General features: G+C 46.2%; 20 protein-coding genes. 15 read left to right on the forward strand and 5 right to left on the reverse strand.

All coding sequences use genetic code 11. The annotated features are described in order from the left end of the window. Nucleotides 1-114: 114 nt before the first annotated feature. The 5 genes from ACTJJS_RS08945 (at nucleotide 115) to ACTJJS_RS08965 (ending at nucleotide 4,294) form a co-directional block, all read left to right on the forward strand. On the forward strand, nucleotides 115-972 hold the full coding sequence (locus ACTJJS_RS08945; protein WP_012793808.1) for a sigma-70 family RNA polymerase sigma factor: 858 nt from the start codon (nucleotides 115-117) through the stop codon (nucleotides 970-972). Nucleotides 973-1,087: 115 nt separating this feature from the next. Beyond that, entirely contained in the window at nucleotides 1,088-1,969 is an 882-nt protein-coding gene (locus ACTJJS_RS08950; RefSeq protein WP_440663394.1) for a DUF4249 domain-containing protein, read from the forward strand. Nucleotides 1,970-1,989: 20 nt separating this feature from the next. Further along, nucleotides 1,990-2,937: a thioredoxin-disulfide reductase gene (gene trxB / locus ACTJJS_RS08955; RefSeq protein ID WP_168872598.1), complete on the forward strand. Its 948-nt coding sequence runs from the start codon at nucleotides 1,990-1,992 to the stop codon at nucleotides 2,935-2,937. 156 nt (nucleotides 2,938-3,093) lie between these two features. Continuing rightward, nucleotides 3,094-3,444: a dihydroneopterin aldolase gene (gene folB, locus ACTJJS_RS08960; RefSeq protein WP_168872599.1), complete on the forward strand. Its 351-nt coding sequence runs from the start codon at nucleotides 3,094-3,096 to the stop codon at nucleotides 3,442-3,444. A 94-nt stretch (nucleotides 3,445-3,538) separates the two neighbouring features. Further along, nucleotides 3,539-4,294 (forward strand): hypothetical protein, encoded by a 756-nt coding sequence (locus tag ACTJJS_RS08965; protein ID WP_168872600.1) that lies wholly within the window; start codon nucleotides 3,539-3,541, stop codon nucleotides 4,292-4,294. Nucleotides 4,295-4,299: 5 nt separating this feature from the next. Here the strand turns inward: ACTJJS_RS08965 and ACTJJS_RS08970 are convergent, their stop codons facing one another. Continuing rightward, a complete protein-coding gene (locus ACTJJS_RS08970) occupies nucleotides 4,300-5,631 on the reverse strand; it encodes an MATE family efflux transporter (protein WP_440663395.1) in 1,332 nt (443 codons plus the stop codon). 94 nt (nucleotides 5,632-5,725) lie between these two features. On the opposite strand from ACTJJS_RS08970, the gene ACTJJS_RS08975 reads away from it, so the two are divergent. Genes ACTJJS_RS08975 through ACTJJS_RS08990 form a run of 4 tightly spaced genes read left to right on the forward strand, consistent with a single transcriptional unit; the run spans nucleotide 5,726 to nucleotide 8,099 of the window. Next, on the forward strand, nucleotides 5,726-6,601 hold the full coding sequence (locus ACTJJS_RS08975) for a DUF3822 family protein (protein WP_168872602.1): 876 nt from the start codon (nucleotides 5,726-5,728) through the stop codon (nucleotides 6,599-6,601). Nucleotides 6,602-6,645: 44 nt separating this feature from the next. Continuing rightward, entirely contained in the window at nucleotides 6,646-7,146 is a 501-nt protein-coding gene (locus tag ACTJJS_RS08980; protein ID WP_247654987.1) for an RsmD family RNA methyltransferase, read from the forward strand. A 27-nt stretch (nucleotides 7,147-7,173) separates the two neighbouring features. After that, a complete protein-coding gene (gene coaD, locus ACTJJS_RS08985) occupies nucleotides 7,174-7,650 on the forward strand; it encodes a pantetheine-phosphate adenylyltransferase (protein ID WP_168872604.1) in 477 nt (158 codons plus the stop codon). A gap of 17 nt (nucleotides 7,651-7,667) precedes the next feature. Further along, nucleotides 7,668-8,099: a hotdog fold thioesterase gene (locus ACTJJS_RS08990; RefSeq protein ID WP_440663396.1), complete on the forward strand. Its 432-nt coding sequence runs from the start codon at nucleotides 7,668-7,670 to the stop codon at nucleotides 8,097-8,099. Nucleotides 8,100-8,228: 129 nt separating this feature from the next. Here the strand turns inward: ACTJJS_RS08990 and ACTJJS_RS08995 are convergent, their stop codons facing one another. Next, nucleotides 8,229-8,852 carry an NUDIX hydrolase gene (locus ACTJJS_RS08995; RefSeq protein ID WP_440663397.1) on the reverse strand — a complete coding sequence of 208 codons (624 nt, stop codon included), beginning with the start codon at nucleotides 8,850-8,852 and terminating at the stop codon, nucleotides 8,229-8,231. 127 nt (nucleotides 8,853-8,979) lie between these two features. Here ACTJJS_RS08995 and pyrE point away from each other — a divergent pair, with 127 nt between their 5' ends. The 3 genes from pyrE (at nucleotide 8,980) to ACTJJS_RS09010 (ending at nucleotide 10,692) form a co-directional block, all read left to right on the forward strand. Then, nucleotides 8,980-9,615: an orotate phosphoribosyltransferase gene (pyrE, locus tag ACTJJS_RS09000; RefSeq protein WP_169227994.1), complete on the forward strand. Its 636-nt coding sequence runs from the start codon at nucleotides 8,980-8,982 to the stop codon at nucleotides 9,613-9,615. 48 nt (nucleotides 9,616-9,663) lie between these two features. Next, nucleotides 9,664-10,038, forward strand: coding sequence for a heavy-metal-associated domain-containing protein (locus ACTJJS_RS09005; protein ID WP_078667885.1), 375 nt, complete (start codon nucleotides 9,664-9,666; stop codon nucleotides 10,036-10,038). A gap of 162 nt (nucleotides 10,039-10,200) precedes the next feature. Further along, entirely contained in the window at nucleotides 10,201-10,692 is a 492-nt protein-coding gene (locus ACTJJS_RS09010) for a hypothetical protein (RefSeq protein WP_440663398.1), read from the forward strand. Between the two features lie 338 nt (nucleotides 10,693-11,030). Here the strand turns inward: ACTJJS_RS09010 and ACTJJS_RS09015 are convergent, their stop codons facing one another. Next, a complete protein-coding gene (locus ACTJJS_RS09015; protein ID WP_440663399.1) occupies nucleotides 11,031-11,420 on the reverse strand; it encodes an LEA type 2 family protein in 390 nt (129 codons plus the stop codon). 482 nt (nucleotides 11,421-11,902) lie between these two features. Between ACTJJS_RS09015 and ACTJJS_RS09020 the strand changes: the two genes are divergently transcribed. Both ACTJJS_RS09020 and ACTJJS_RS09025 read left to right on the forward strand, forming a co-directional pair. Then, nucleotides 11,903-12,535, forward strand: coding sequence for a WbqC family protein (locus ACTJJS_RS09020; protein WP_440663400.1), 633 nt, complete (start codon nucleotides 11,903-11,905; stop codon nucleotides 12,533-12,535). Nucleotides 12,536-12,777: 242 nt separating this feature from the next. After that, nucleotides 12,778-14,178: an arginine decarboxylase gene (locus ACTJJS_RS09025; RefSeq protein WP_168872611.1), complete on the forward strand. Its 1,401-nt coding sequence runs from the start codon at nucleotides 12,778-12,780 to the stop codon at nucleotides 14,176-14,178. Nucleotides 14,179-14,576: 398 nt separating this feature from the next. Here ACTJJS_RS09025 and ACTJJS_RS09030 read toward each other — a convergent pair whose 3' ends face one another. Beyond that, the gene (locus tag ACTJJS_RS09030) at nucleotides 14,577-15,410 is read right to left on the reverse strand and encodes a hypothetical protein (RefSeq protein ID WP_440663401.1); all 834 of its coding nucleotides are present in this window, start codon (nucleotides 15,408-15,410) and stop codon (nucleotides 14,577-14,579) included. A gap of 160 nt (nucleotides 15,411-15,570) precedes the next feature. Then, complete coding sequence (locus tag ACTJJS_RS09035) at nucleotides 15,571-16,011, reverse strand: Hsp20/alpha crystallin family protein (RefSeq protein ID WP_168872613.1); 441 nt, start codon at nucleotides 16,009-16,011, stop codon at nucleotides 15,571-15,573. A gap of 241 nt (nucleotides 16,012-16,252) precedes the next feature. Between ACTJJS_RS09035 and ACTJJS_RS09040 the strand changes: the two genes are divergently transcribed. Next, nucleotides 16,253-16,666: a BrxA/BrxB family bacilliredoxin gene (locus ACTJJS_RS09040; RefSeq protein WP_168872614.1), complete on the forward strand. Its 414-nt coding sequence runs from the start codon at nucleotides 16,253-16,255 to the stop codon at nucleotides 16,664-16,666. The last annotated feature ends 5 nt before the right edge of the window (nucleotides 16,667-16,671 follow it).

Below are 16,671 nucleotides of genomic sequence, written 5' to 3' on the forward strand. Positions count from 1 at the left end.
AATTAAAACAAACGAATAAGGTGCGGGAAATTTTGTAAGTTAATTAAATTCAAAATTCAAACAAAATATTTCTTTCGCTGTTATTCTTATTTATAAACCAATACAATTTTTCATATGAGGCAACTTAAAATTGCCACCCAGATCACCAATCGTGATTCGCAGGCGGTAGAAAAGTACCTGCAGGAAATCTCGAAGATCCCTTTGTTAACACCTGAGGAGGAGACCGTTTTGGCGCAGCGCATTAAAATGGGCGATCAGAAGGCTCTTGAAAGATTGACTACAGGAAACTTGCGTTTCGTGGTTTCCGTTGCCAAGCAATATCAGCACCAGGGGCTTAGCCTCAGCGACCTTATCAATGAAGGTAATTTAGGCCTGATCAAAGCTGCGCAACGTTTCGATGAAACAAAAGGTTTCAAATTCATCTCTTATGCAGTTTGGTGGATTCGCCAGTCCATCCTGCAGGCATTGGCTGAACAAGGCCGTCTTGTTCGTCTGCCACAAAACAAAATTGGCACCTATAATAAAGCGAACAAAGCTTACATGGCATTTGAACAGGAAAACGAGCGTGAACCGTCTACCGAGGAACTCGCAGAAATCCTGGAAATGTCTGAATCGGAAATTAACAACATTTTTCAGAGCAACACCCGCCATATGTCACTGGACGCTCCGGTACATGAAGCTGAAGACGTAGCTATGGGAGATCTGCTGGAAGGTGGTGACATTACCGATGACGACGTGATGAGAGATTCCCTCCGCGAGGAAATACGCCGGGTATTAAAATCCCTGAGCCCCCGCGAAGCGGAAATTGTGAATGCCTATTTCGGTCTGGATGGTGAAAACGGCGCAACAATCGAACAAATCGGACAGAAGTACGATCTGACCAAAGAAAGAATCAGGCAAATCAAGGAACGCGCTATCAAAAGGCTCCAGAAAGCACGCTATAGCGGCGCCCTGAAATCCTACCTGGGATAATATTTACGGTTTCTCCTGAAACCGCTGTATAAACCCTCTTAATCTATAAAAACACCGGCCTTGTAAATACATGGCCGGTGTTTTTATATTGTGAACACCACTTATTTTTGCAGTTATGCGCAACCTCCTGATGATCATAGTGGCTGCAGTAATATTGCTCTCCGCCTGCGAGAAAGATATTACCGTCAACCTGCAACAACAGGAGCAATCGCTGGTGGTGGAAGGTAAATTTGAATCCAACCAGTACCCGCAGGTAGTGCTTACCCGCAGCCTCGGCTACTTCTCTCAGATAGATACCGCTGCATTACTGGCTTCCTTTGTACACAAAGCCGTGGTGACCGTCTCCGATAGTGTCCGCACCATGACACTCCGGGAAACAATCGTGGAAATACCAGGCCTGGGCCCCGTTTTCGCCTATACGCCGGATACTGCCCAACCATCCGTCTTCAAAGGAAAAGCCGGCAACCAGTATACGTTAAGAATAACTGCTGACAATAAGTCATATGAGGCGGTGACAACTATACCACTGCAGAATTTTCACCTGGACACCATCTGGTGGCGTCGCACAAGACAGGGCGACGATACGCTGAAAGCCCGCCTGTGGGCCAGGATCACGGATGCAGCCACCCCCGGTAATTATGCCCGGTACTTCACCCGGACCAATAAAGGGCCCTTTCTGGCCGGGTTGAATTCCACCCTGGACGACCAGGTGGTGAACGGCACAACATTTGAAATTCCTGTGGACGCCGGCGTGGATAAAAGCAAACGTGTAGACCCGGAGACCAACGGCTTTTTTAACAGAGGAGATACGGTGACGCTCAAATTCTGTAACATCGATAAAGCCACCTACACCTTCTGGCGGGCACTCGATTTTGCCTACAGCAGCAACGGCAATCCGTTCGCATCTCCTACTAAAATCATGGGAAATGTGCCCGGCGCCATCGGTTACTGGGGCGGTTATGCGGTCACCTATAAAACAGTTATTATCAGGAAATAATTATATAGAGCAATCAAAGTATGGAAAACAAACAACAAGAACATGTGCATCTGTTGATCATCGGTTCCGGCCCCGCCGGCTATACCGCTGCAATATATGCCTCAAGAGCCAACCTTAAACCAGTATTGTACCAGGGTATTCAACCCGGTGGCCAGCTGACCATCACTACCGAAGTTGAAAATTATCCCGGATATCCTGAAGGTATTCAAGGCCCGGAAATGATGGTGGACTTCGAAAAACAAGCTACCCGAATGGGCGCCGATATCCGCTATGGTATGGCCACATCAGTGGACTTCAGCAAACAACCATATAAAGTAATCATCGACGAAGAAAAAGAAATCACTGCTGACGCTATCATCATCGCAACAGGCGCCTCCGCCAAATGGCTGGGACTCCCGTCCGAACAACGGCTCAACGGTTCCGGCGTTTCCGCCTGCGCTGTGTGCGATGGTTTCTTCTTCCGTGGTAAAGAGGTGGCCATCGTAGGCGCCGGCGATACCGCCGCTGAAGAAGCCCTTTACCTCTCCAAAATGTGCTCCACCGTACACATGCTGGTACGCAAGCACGAAATGCGCGCCTCCAAAGTAATGCAGGACCGCGTCCTCAAAACTTCCAATATCATCGTATACTGGAACACCGAAACAGATGAAGTACTTGGCGAAAACAAAGTAGAAGCTGTCAGAGTACGTAATAACCAAACCGGCGAGAAAAAAGACGTTCCGGTAAGCGCGTTCTTCGTGGCTATTGGTCACCAGCCTAACTCCGCCATCTTTAAAGACTATCTGCAACTGGACGAACAGGATTATATCGTGACCGTTCCGGGCAGCAGCCGTACCAGCGTGGAAGGCGTATTCGCCTGCGGCGACGTACAGGACAAAATCTACCGCCAGGCTGTAACTGCTGCAGGCAGCGGTTGTATGGCAGCCCTCGATGCGGAAAGATACCTGTCTGCTAAAGAACACCAATAACCAGTTGAGAATTACGAATTACGAATTACGAATTGAGAGTTAATTTGTGGTCCATAATTCCTAACTGAAACATTATAATAACACCATTACGAATTACTGATTACGAATTGCACCTCAATTCGTAATTCGTAATTCGTAATTCGTAATTATCCAAAGATGCTTACTATTGCGCTCGAACAAGCTGCTTTCCGCGCCTATCATGGCCTGTATCCGGAAGAAACCGTGATCGGCAATGATTTTCTCCTCGATATTTCTGTTCGTATACCTGGCTCCGTTACCATCGACGATCTTACTGATACTGTGAACTATCAGGGAATCTATGAAATAGCCAAAGAAATCATGGCGCAACCGAAACCGCTGCTGGAAGAAGTGGTCTACGCCCTGTCCGATACCCTGAAGGCACGTTATCCTGCTATTCAATACAGTACTGTCACCCTCCGGAAACTGAACCCGCCAATGGGTGCCAGCATCCGTAATTCACTGGTGTCACTGGAAAAGGAATACTAAAATGCATGCCTGCCCGCGCTAATTATTTGTAATTTTCCGTAGATTTATAGCAACAAGTAAATCAAGCTTCTTATTCCTGTTAAAAACCAATCCTATGATGAAACGGATTTTGACAATTTCATTCCTGCTCTGCACTGTATTATTTGCAAAAGCCCAGTCCGTGGACGAAATGGTGGAACAGGCCAAGCAGCTGGAATTACAGATGAAGGAAGAGGCTGCGCTCGACAAAGACAAGGAAATACTGAAAATACAGCCCAACGAGATAAGGGCCCTGAACCAGGCGAGCCAGATGTGCTCCCGTATTGGTAACCGCCAGAAAGATAAAAGCGCTAAAACAAACTATTTTAACCAGGCGAAAAGTTATGCGCAGTCAGCGCTGAAAGTCGGCCCGAATAACGCAGACGCCAACCTCGCCATGGCAGTGGCCATGGGGCGCATGGCCCTCATCTCGGGCGCAAAGGAAAAAGTTGCCGCCTCCAAAGATGTGAAGAAGTACGCCGAACTGGCCATTAAGTTCAACCCCAACCTCGCACAGGCTTATCACGTGCTTGGCAAGTGGAACTACGAAGTAGCCAACCTCAATGTATTTGAAAGAGGTGCCGCTAAGATGCTCTTCGGCGGCCTGCCGGACGGCTCCCTTAAAAATGCTATTGCCAATTATGAAAAATGCAGGCAGCTGGACCCCGCTTTCCTCCTCAACTATTACGAACTGGCCCGTGCCTATAAAGCCGATGACCAGCAGGACAAAGCCATCGAAGTGCTGAAAAAAGCCCTGAGCCTCCGCAGCATCTACCAGGACGACGCCAATATCAAAGCAGACTGCAAAAAAATGCTGGATGATCTCCAGTAATTATTTTAAATCACTTTCCCTTTCCATTTACCACTTTTCAGATACCAGGCACTGAGCCCGAATATCAATATCCAATAGATAAAATCTGCACCCCAGGCAAGGTGCAGCGGGCTGCGCATCCGCTCTATCACGATATCACAATAAATCAGATAACCCACCACCGCAGTACATTCAGTGAAAAGGTTCATCCGCGTATTCCCGGTACCGGTAACGCCGCTGAGCACTACCGCCGCTACCGCCATCAGCAGGGTGCTGAGGGTAATGACACGGATGGAAGGGATTGCCGCAGTGATCAACGGAGCATCGTTGGTATAAATATGCAGGATGGTATAGGGGAAGAGGTTCACCAGGATACAAACAACCGTGGCACAACCCAGACTGATAGCGGCGATGTTCCGGATGACTTTAAAGACCAGTTGTTCCTTGCCCTGCCCGATGATATTACTTACCATGGTATTACAGGTGGCAGCCAGCGCCCAGGTGAAAATGCCGAAAAAACCGAAAATACTGCGCAGCATATTGGAAATCGCCAGCGGCCTTTCTCCCAGATGCTCAATGAAAATGAAAAAGACAAACCAGCTGCCAATGCTGAAAAGGAACTGCACAATCAACGGGGCAGACACGTTGAGAATGTTCCGGATAATCTCCCGGTTGGGCCGTATGTAGGTGAACAGGCTATACCTGATATGGTGTTTTTTGAGGAAGATGATACTGAAAGCTACCGAACACCCGGTGATCTCCGCAATAATGGAAGCCACCGCAGCCCCGTTCAGCCCAAGGGCGGGTAAGCCCAGCTTCCCGAAAATCAACGTGTAGTCAAAAAAGATATTGATCGTTTCCTGGCACAGCGAGGTGACAGCCAGCACGCGGGAATTACCGCTGCCGATGTAAAAGGCGTTGGCCATGCTCAGCATCATCAGGAAGGGAAGGCCCCAGATACGGATACGGATGAACGAAACCGCTGCAGCAAGGATCTCCTGGTTGTGAAGCGTTTTCGAAAAAAAATAAGGGGCCACCGCCAGCGTGATCAGGATAGCCAATAGCGAAAAGAAGGCACCCACTTCCAGCCCGTTGGCGAAAAGCCTGCCAATGCTGCTGTATTGCTGTTGACCCGCCCGGCGGGCTATTAGTACCTGCAGACCGTTGTTAAGCCCATAGGCGATCATATACATCACGAGGTAGTAAATACCGGCGATACCATTGGCAGCCAGCTCCAGCTCGCCCAGCCGGCCAAGGAAAGCGGTGTTGGTCATGTGGTTAAACTGAGGGATGATCAGTGCCAGGCATATAGGGGCGGCGATTTTAATGATCTGCCGGTTGTTAACTTCCAGTTGCATCGTGAAATGGTTCTGATATTCATCAAAAAACAAAGATATAGCCTCACCAATTCACTAAAAAGATTATTATTGTAATTCATTTGAAAGGTTATATATGCCCGTGGCTTACAACATCCATCCTGCATTTACAGTAGATGATGAAACTTTACTGGGGACCGATCTTACGGCCTGTCACCTGCTGGTGCTGGTTGGCGGCGGTACTTTCAGTTATGTGGTGTTTGATCCCGCAGCGAAAAAATTCCTGGCGCTTAAATCCTACCATTTCCAGCCACAAAAACTGGCCATGGCCGATCTGGAAATGATAGAAGAGGTGTTTGACGCAGACAAACTGCTGTTTACCGCCTTTAAATCCGTACTGCTGGCTTTTGACAACGGCGGCGGCGTACTGGTGCCACAGGTATATTATATGCCTTCGCTGAAAAAAGACTACCTCCACCTGTCACAACCGGAAAAAATGCAGGAAGCCATCCTGGCCGATCTGCTGCCGGGACTGCCTATGGTGAATATATTCAGCGTGGACAAAGACCTGCTGGGGTTCCTGCGTAAGGAATTCTCCACAGACCTGGTGGTACACGCCAACTCTGCCCTGCTGCAGGCTTATCCGCTGGACCTGGACTATCGGGCGCCTGAAGGAATAGCTTTTGTGCATGTACAGCGACAGTCTTTTACATTGACTATTTACGTGAACGGGAAACTTATCATCCAGCAGGATGGTGAGTACCAGGCCGGGCTCGATGTGGTATATCAACTGGTAAATACCCTTCGCCAGCTGGGACTCAACGAGCAGCAGGTAAAGGTGAAGCTCGGAGGGGTGGTGGCCACAGACAGCGTGGTTTACCAGGAGATGTATAAATTCATCTCCAAACTGGAATGGGTGCAACGACTGCCGGGATTTAGCTATATCACGCCCATGCAGGAAATACCAGGCTATTATTTTCATAACTTGTATGCGTTAGCATTATGCGTATAATCGGAGGAGAAAGTGGGGGCAGAAAAATACAACCGCCTGCAAAAATGCCTAATACAAGGCCTACTACAGACATTGCCAAAGGCGGACTGTTTAATATTATCGAGAACAACCTGGATATTCCTTCTTTAAAAACACTCGACATTTTTGGCGGTACCGGTAGCATCAGCTATGAGCTGGCTTCCAGGGGAGCCACCGACATGACCATCGTGGAGAAAGACCACGCAATGGCTGAATTCATCACCAAGACAGCCGCTCTGCTGGACATCCCCACCCTGAAGGTAGTGAGGATGGACGTTTTTAAATACCTGCAGCAGTGTAACGAAAAATTCGATTTCATTTTTGCCGACCCGCCTTATGCCATGGAAGCCATGTATAAACTGCCCGGGATCATTTTTGAGCAACAACTGCTCAATCCCGAAGGCTGGCTGGTCATAGAACATACCCGGCAGAACGATTTCCGGGACTATAGTTATTATCGCTCCGAAAGGAGTTATGGCGGGACCACCTTCTCGATTTTTATTAACCGGGAAGAGCTGAAACGCTGATCTGTCATTTTAATTCATCAACTTTCCATGAGGACTTGTTTATTTCCGGGTACTTTCGATCCCATTACGCTGGGCCATACCGATATCATTGACCGGGGGCTGGGCCTGTTTGACCGCCTCGTGGTGGGTATCGGCACCAACAGCGCCAAAACGCCCATGTTTTCGCTGGAAGAGCGTATCGAATGGATCAGGGAGATCTATAAAAACGACCCGAGGGTGGAAGTGGCCGTTTATCAGGGGTTGACCATCAACTTCTGCAAGGAAATAGGTGCCAGCTTCATCCTGCGTGGTATCCGTTACGTGAGTGATTTTGAATATGAAAAAGCCATTGCGGATGTAAACCGGACCATTGCCCCTGACATAGAAACAATTTTCCTGACCACCACGCCGCAGTATTCCAGTGTGGCGTCCACGCTGGTGCGGGATATTTACCGGAATGGGGGAGACGTACAGCCTTTCCTCCATAAGGTGGTACTGGAAGGTATTCAACAACATAAGCGATAACTGTTAAAGCGCATACTATGAAAGCGATCTGGCATTCCCTGAACGTATCATTGGACACACTCAACGAGCTGGGTGAAAATACCATGGGAACTCATCTGGGAATGGAGTTTACTGAAATAGGCCCGGATTATCTGAAGATGATGATGCCGGTAGACAACCGTACCAAACAACCGTATGGCCTCCTACATGGCGGCGCTTCTGTGGCGCTGGCCGAAACTGTAGGCAGTATGGCTTCCGGGTTGATCATCGACCCCGATAAACAAATCTGTGTAGGGATGGAAATCAGTGCCAATCACCTGAGAGGAGTAAAAAGCGGGTATGTGCATGCCTGTGCCAAACCGTTGCATATAGGCGCTACCAGCCATGTATGGGATATCCGGATTACGGACGACCAACATAAACTTATCTGTGTGAGCCGGCTTACCATGGCTATTCTGGCCAAAAGATAAAATCAATTACGATTACAAATTACGAATTGAGGACTCGTTTATAAAACGGTTAGTTTAGTAGCCGCTCTGATAAGGAACCCTCAATTCGTAATTTGTAATTTGTAATTCGTAATTCGTAATTCGTAATTATTATATGATTTTTTCTGCTTTGAACACCTCGCGGATATTTTCGTAGGAATATTTAAGGAATTTATCAAGGTTCTGTGGTTTAACCCATTCTATATCCTGGATATCCTCTTCAATCTGCGGTACGGTAAGTTCAGTACCGGTGAACTGCATGCGGTACCAGTGCGTGTGTTTCAGTACCTTTTTGGTTTTCATCGGGTAGTAGTGAAACGTTTCCGTGATTTTATGGGTGAGGGAGATGGTATGCAGACCGGTTTCTTCCGCCACTTCGCGGACAGCACAGGTTTCCAGGTCTTCTCCTGGGTCTTGTTTGCCTTTGGGCAGGTCCCATTTTCCTCTGCGGAACATCATCAGTACTTCACCATCAGGATTGGTGATCAGGCCGCCGGCCGCCACGAGCACGGTAAAATGAAGTGATACCTTCTTAAACAGCTGTTTCACGTCTTCTGTGATAAACACCGCTGCTTCTTTTTTACCCTCTTCCATCTTCTGCAATACTTTCTCTATCTTCTCCGTGTCCGGGTTGAGGTACACCTTTGCCCCGTTGATGTCTGCCGGTATGTTCTGTTCACTTCCGCTGATAATGAGGGGGCGCTCATTCAGGTAGATCGTCATGTTTGCTTGCATGGTGCAAATTTAGACATTTGGTTATTCAGACATTTAGTTATTTGAAGATTTAATGAAAGCACTCAAATCTGTAAATGTCTAAATATCTAAATGTCTAAATAATCAAATGTTTTAACTTTGGCGCTGTATGAGTACAGTAAGCGAAAAACAAGTTGCAGAAAAACTGCTGCAGGTGCAGGCCGTAAAGTTGAGCCCTGCCCAACCTTTTACATGGGCCTCCGGATGGAAATCCCCTATTTATTGTGATAACCGGAAACTGTTATCCTATCCATATGTACGGGACTATATCAAATCCGAGTTATGCAATACCGTATTTGAGACCTTTCCTGATGCAGCGGTGATCGCGGGCGTGGCCACCGCCGGTATTCCACACGGTGCGCTGGTGGCGGATCAGTTGAAGTTGCCATTTATCTACGTTCGTTCCAAACCGAAAGAGCATGGTATGGGCAATCAGATAGAAGGCGTATTGCAGCCTGGTCAACAGGTGGTAGTGGTGGAAGACCTGATCTCTACCGGCAAAAGCAGCCTCGAAGCGGTGCAGGCCATCCGTGCCGCAGGCGGTGAGGTGATAGGCATGGTGTCTATCTTCAACTATGGCTTTGATGTGGCGGTAAAAGCATTTGAAGCAGCCGGCGTACCGTTTAAGTCGCTGAGCAACTACAACGCGATGATTGCCCTGGCGGAAGAGAAAGGCATTGTTTCAGCAGATGAGATCAGCACACTGCAGGCCTGGAGAACAGCGCCTGACCAGTGGGGTAAATAATGCCTGTATATTACTTTTTTTGTATATTCGGTTGTCAAAATCTATACTATGCGCATCGTAAAATTAGTAATGCTGTTCCTGCTGGCGAGCGTAAGCGTGGCCATGGCGCAGCAGAAGAAAAAAGCCCTGCTGACTGCCAAGATCAGCACGCCAACCGTGCAGTGTGAATCCTGCAAAAACCGTATTGAAAGATACATGTCCCAGGAAGAAGGCGTGGAGTCTGTAAAAGTGGATTATAAAAAACACGTGACTACCGTAAAATATTGGGATGACCGTACAAATATCGAAAATGTCAAAACAGGCATCGCTAATGCCGGTTATGATGCAGATAACGTAACTGCCAATCCGGAAAGCTACGCTAAACTGCCTAAATGCTGCAAAAAGCCGGAAGACGGCGGCGGCATGGAAAAGAAAAAGCACTAAGCTTTTGACATCATCATTATAATTGCCCCGGGGAGTGGTCCGAGCCCTTCCCGGGTTTTTTAATAAAGCCCGAATTGCCCGTTTTCCCCATAAATTGCTCAATTTTTCAATTTTTCCGCTATTTCCTGCATTCTTTTTAACCCGTTCAAGCACCATTTAGGAGTGTTACAGCAGATGCTGATAAGGGTATCACCTGCTGAATTGCCCGCTGCGCTGCAAAAGATCGGCACTTCCCAGATGGATATGTATACCGGCACCCTGACGCCGGAGATGATTTTCAACGAAATCACTACACAACTAACGGCACAGAACATCCTCCTGCCGGCTGCCTTTGCCGCCCGGGTAGCGGCACATCACAGCTACACGGAAGTGACGCTGTCAGACACCTCATGCTGGATATTGCGGCTGTCTGACGATCCGGAGCGTTATGTCCATCTGCATCCCGGACGGTACAGTCCCCATTCGCTGCGCATTAAAGCTGCCGCGCTGAAAACGGCGATGGCCTATAAAGCGGCGGAACGCAACGGCCTGCTCACGGGTGAACTATTGACCGATATAAACGCCGTGAGGGCCATAGCAGCGTTGTCGCCGGTACGCAGCCTGGAAGATGCACAACATATGCTGAAGATCATCTCCCTTGTGTCCCAGGGCTGAAGCCCTGGACTACGATTAGATTTTGAAGCCCTTTAAGGAGAAATGCAGTTAGGAATGAAGAGTAATATTTGCGGCTCGGGGCATTGAAAATGCCGTTATGTACGAATATATTGTTCTGGCTTTTTCATGAAAAAGCCACTTTTCCGCTAAAAACAGAAATTTTTCAATCTGTTTGTCTTTCCCGTATAAAAGTCCTGCCAATAAAAAAAGCCTTTCATTACGAAAGGCAATCACTTTTCAATCAGCGCTTCATGGTTGTCTTCCCCCCATAAAGCATTATCAATAAAAAAGACCAGAATCTAATCGTAGCCCAGGGCTTCAGCCCTGGGACATTTGCGTTAAAAAAAATTCAGCGCCTGTTTAGTTTCGCATTTAATAGGGAAGGGAATATAAATGCCTCCTTTGCCGACTTTACAATTGCCGGTGGCTTTAATGGTGACTTCCTTGCTGGAAAAAGCAGTAAATGCATTTTTCAGCACATTCGCCATATTGACTTCCAGCTTCACTGGAAAATAGAAAGTATCTTTTGCCGGGATATTGATCATGGTATCCTGAACAGAGCGTCCTACTTCTGTATCATCAAAAAAGACGTTGAAGTTGGCGTCTTTTAATTTCAGCTGATAATTATTCGGATTGTAATATGCCAGGGTGAGCCGTACAATGCTCTTGGACATGCCCAGCTCATCCATTTGAAGATTAGCGACTCTTACAAACTGGAGGTCCTTCATTTTTTCGCATGAGCTTGTCAGTCCCCAAGTGGCCATTATGATTAAAAACAGACGGATCGTTTTCATTGTTGTCGGTGAACTTTTAATCTTCAAACCTACTGCAAAGGTTTTACTTATCAAAAATCAGGTCCGGAATTGGGAAACATTTAACGGGAGGTTATGGCGGAGCCGGGTAGGAGAGTCTATTTAAATAATCTAAAAAATGAATATAAAAAAATATATTCTTTATGATTCTTTCCTATCTTTCAAAACCTTCCTGAGCTTGCTTAAATTCATCTCGCAAGCAACTAATATCTTTAGTATTTTTGCATTTTTCTGCCACTTTACTTCCAATAATGAAATACTAATTTCATTAGCATATGAATAACAATTCTATGAATTGTTATTCAGTTATTTGAAATTAATTATTAAGTAAATAACTGTAAGTAGATCAGCAGCTGTAACTAATCATTTCCGCACTGGCGGGCTAAAATTTTGACATTATGACAGAGAATGCAAAAAGTGGAGCGTTATTAATTGAATCACAGTATTTTCCGCCAATTAGCTTCTATAAAACTTTAATTAACCACGATATATTACAGATTGAGAAATATGAACACTATCAAAAGCTCAGTTACAGGAACCGTTGTTATCTCGCCGGGCCAAATGGCCGTATGATCTTAAGCGTGCCTCTCACCCGCGGTAAAAACCAACGGACCCTGATGAAGGATGTCCGGATCAGTAATGAAGAGAGATGGCAGTCTCTGCACTGGAAAACGCTCGTGTCCGCCTATAGGCGCTCTCCCTGGTTTGAATATTACGAGGAGGATATGCAGGGACTGTTTGAAAAACAGTTTTCATTTTTGCTCGACTGGAACATGGCCTGTTTTGAATGGGTGAATAACAAGCTCGGCCTTAGCCCGGTCATTCAGTTCACCGACAGTTACCAAAAGGTAGTACCTGGTGTAACAGATGCACGTGACCGCATTCTGCCGAACGCCCCCACGCCGGAGGATGCGCCGCAGTACACCCAGGTATTCCAGGAACGGGTCGGTTTCCTGCCCGATCTGAGCATCCTGGACCTTCTTTTTTGCGAAGGAAAGCAGTCCCTGACGGTTATAAATGATGGCCAATAAATATTAAATATTTTTATTTAATTTGTTGATTTGTAATTGTTTGTATATTTGCCCGGTTGCTGACCTGTTGCCCGGCAGGACTGCCGGAAAAAAATTACTGCAGCAATCAACAAAATATTTAGCTTTGCAACCAATTTTGCTGGGTTTCAACTGACGTAGGTGTGTAAACCAGGAGTTTCCAGCGAGGAAAAGGAGCATTTATCCTGTAGTTTATTTTATTACTAATTCATTTGCAGATTTAAATGAACAACACCTACACCGACCTCGTTAAACAGACTTTCGAATTCCCCCAGGAGGGCTTTGACGTAAAAGACAACTACCTGGAGTTTAACGGTTTGGATATTAAGGCGCTGATTGACAAGTACGGAACGCCTTTTAAGTTGACCTACCTTCCCAAGATCGGAATGCAGATCAACAAGGCAAAAAAGATGTTCCATGATGCCATCAAGAAGAACAGGTACGATGGTAAATATTATTACTGTTATTGTACCAAGAGCTCGCACTTCTCCTTTATTATGGAGGAAACCCTGAAACATGGCGTGCACATCGAAACTTCGTTTGCTTATGATATCGATATCGTAAACAAGCTGTACGAAAAAAAGAAGATCAACAAAGAGACGTTTGTGCTCTGTAACGGTTTCAAAACAAAAGCCTATACCAGGGCCATAGCCAGACTGATCAACAGCGGCTTTAAAAATGTGATCCCGGTACTGGACAATAAAGAGGAACTGGAAGACTACAAACGTAATGTCCGGATAAAAGATAAAGTGAAACTGGGTATCCGTGTAGCCGCGGAAGAAGAACCCAGCTTCGACTTCTATACCTCCCGCCTGGGCGTGCCTCCCCGTGATATCCTCGAATATTATGTCGACAAGATCAAGGGGAATGAGAAGTTCGAGCTGAAAATGCTGCACTTCTTCATGAACAAGGGGATCAAGGATGATATCTTCTACTGGTCGCAGTTCAACAGGGTGATCAACCTGTACTGCCAGCTGAAAAAGATCTGCCCTGAACTGGACAGCATCAACATCGGTGGCGGTTTCCCGATCAAACATTCCCTGGGCTTTGATTACGATTACAATTACATCGTTAATGAAATTGTAGCCAATATTAAAAGCACCTGCAAAAAGAACAAAGTGCCGGTACCGGACATCTACACAGAATTCGGTTCCTTCACTGTAGGTGAAAGCGGTGCGGTGATCTACAGCGTAGTAGGCGAAAAAATGCAGAACGACAGGGAATCCTGGTATATGATCGACAGTTCTTTCATTACCACCCTGCCAGATACCTGGGGTATTGGGGAGAAATTCCTGATGCTGCCTATCAACAAGTGGGACCAGGAGTACCAGGAAGTACACCTGGGGGGGCTTACCTGCGACGGATACGACTTTTATACATCTGAGGAACATATTAACGCGGTATTTTTACCGAAACAACAGCCAAGCGGAGAGCCGCTGTATATTGGGTTCTTCCATACAGGCGCTTACCAGGACCAGCTGAGTGGATACGGTGGTATTAAACACTGCCTGATCCCGTCTCCCAAGCACGTGATTGTGGGATATGATAAAAATGGACAGCTGAAAGACTGGTTGTATGCCAAAGAGCAGACTTCCCAGAGCATGTTAAAGATTTTGGGTTATTAAAAAAATGGGTTAGTAATCCTACTGAAAGCCCCCCGATTTTTCGGGGGGCTTCTTTTTTTATGTCAGAAAGATACAGGCAAAAAAAAAGGACTTTCATTGCTGAAAGCCCCATCCATGGCATAGGTTAGATGATGTCCAATAGCATAAGGACAATAGGAAATAATTTGATAGCACAAATATAGTGTAGTCGTTAACGCTGGATAAGACCTAAAAGTTGTAATTTTTTATAATCTGTTATTGTGGTGTTTGAATCAATTTCGGGTTAATATAATATTATAACATTTACAAATCATTAACATTTACGCGGGCTTTCAATAGTTTGGCTGTTGCCATTTTTTCGGAGAGAAGACGGGGGACAGGAAATAAAAAAATATTATATCTCACACAGACGTGTAGTATCAGTCTTCCTGCGCTTCGTTGAGATACCCGATAGCGGCACCACATTGTTTTTCTATTTCGGTGAAACAGGCTTCCAGTAACTCCATTTCGCCTTTCATGAAAGCAGATTTGCCCGAGCGGGAAAAGCCCTTCACCAACAGGAACTGCTTGGTAAGGTTCTGATTGATCAGCGACAGGTGCTGCTTTTGTTTTTCCGCGGTACGCTGCTGTTCCATGGAAATAATGTTGCGGTAATACTGTCCCAGTGCGCGGATCAGGAACAGCATGTACAGTATTACTGTTATCGGATTGGATATCAGCTGAAACTTATCAGAATAGCCGGAGCTTACATAAACCGGGATGCCATTGATTTTAATGTAGGCCACCACAGAGAGGTAGGCGCAAAGGATACCGCACAATACCAGTGCGCTCCTGATGTTGACGGTAATGAAGGCCAGCAGTATGCTCATGGCCCATATGATGGCATAACGGGGCGAAAGGTCCTGGCTGTTAAAAAAAGAAGAAATAATAGGTATGACCAGCGTACAACAGGAAGTGACCATGCCGACCACACGGGCGGCCACACCTTTTCTCAGCAGGTACAGGCCGGTCATCAAAGCGGTGACCAGGCAGGGGATCAGCAGCATGTTGACTTCATTCTGGCTGATCATGGCCAGCAACATGATGGGAAACAACAGTAGCGTATAAAAAAAGAGAAAGTCAAAGATGAGCCGGAGTTTCGCCTGTTCATAGGTGTCTTCCGTACGTTGCAATACATTGCCGATCACTGCTTTTTCTGAGCTGAGGTAGATGCTCTTGGTGAATATCCAGGCATTCCTGAAATGCTTTGCCATAGCGCTTGCTTAAGAAAGCAAATTATCGTATTAATATACACCAGTTGATTCAACGTTTGTGTGAATTATACACATATAAAAAAGGAGGCACCAGATGGTACCTCCTTCAATTAACCCCCATGTTTTGGACAGCTTCCGGTAGGAAGCCATCCTGTATCCCTTATTCCACTACTATTTCTTTGGGAGCGTCCTGCTTGTTTTCCTTTTTGGAAAGGGTCACCTTCAGGATGCCATTATCATATTTCGCCTGAATCCTGTTCACGTCTACCGCATCAGAGATGCTGAAGGAGCGTTTGAAGGATTTGAAGTTAAACTCGCGGCGTACCTGTTTGTCGCCTTCAGTTTTGGTTTCGGCTTTTCTTTCTGCGCTGATGGTGATGGCTTTTTCATCTGCATTGATCTTAAAGTCTTCTTTCGCAAAGCCAGGCGCCACTACATCCAGCAGAAACGCATCTTTGGTTTCTACGATGTTCACAGGAGGATGGGTAGAGAAGAAATCGCTGGTCAGGAAATCATCTTTTACATATTTGTTCCATCCATTGTTAAAAATGTCTTCAACTAATCTGGGAAGAGGGCTGTGGTTGAATTTTACGTGTGTCATAGTCTTTATCAATTTTTTTAGTGTGAAATCAATTTTGTTGTTCAACGATGGTTACAGATCAAATGGGATACCATGCCAACAAAACTGCTATTTTGTTAGTAAAAACGTTACAGATACTGACATTGTGTCGTTTTGATTGTTTGGTTTGTGTCAAAAAGTCTTTTTATGAGATCGATTTTTTACTTTTTGCTCCTATATCTTTAACTTTGTCGAAAATCTTAACACAAAAAACTATAATAATATGTATCCTGCGGAACTAGTTATGCCTAGAAAGGCTGAGTTGACTGATAATGGATTTGACGAGCTGCTGACTTCCGGCAGTGTAGACGATACGCTGAAGAAAGAAGGCACCACGCTGGTAGTAATAAACTCTGTATGTGGCTGCTCTGCTGCTACTGCCCGTCCGGGTGTTTTGATGGCTGTAGCGCACAGTGAAAAGAAACCGGACAGACTGACGACCGCTTTTGCCGGTTATGACCTGGAAGCTGTACAGCAGATCCGTACGCACCTGCTGCCTTATCCTCCATCTTCTCCGTCTATCGCCCTGTTTAAAGACGGACAGCTGGTACATTTCATTGAGCGCCACATGATCGAGGGCCGTTCAGCACAGATGATTGCTGCGAACCTCGCAGACGCATTTGAACAATATTGCTAATACTT

Origin of the sequence: Chitinophaga sp. 22308 (genome assembly GCF_052045305.1) — a bacterium.
GTDB classification, from domain to species: Bacteria; Bacteroidota; Bacteroidia; order Chitinophagales; family Chitinophagaceae; genus Chitinophaga; species Chitinophaga varians_A.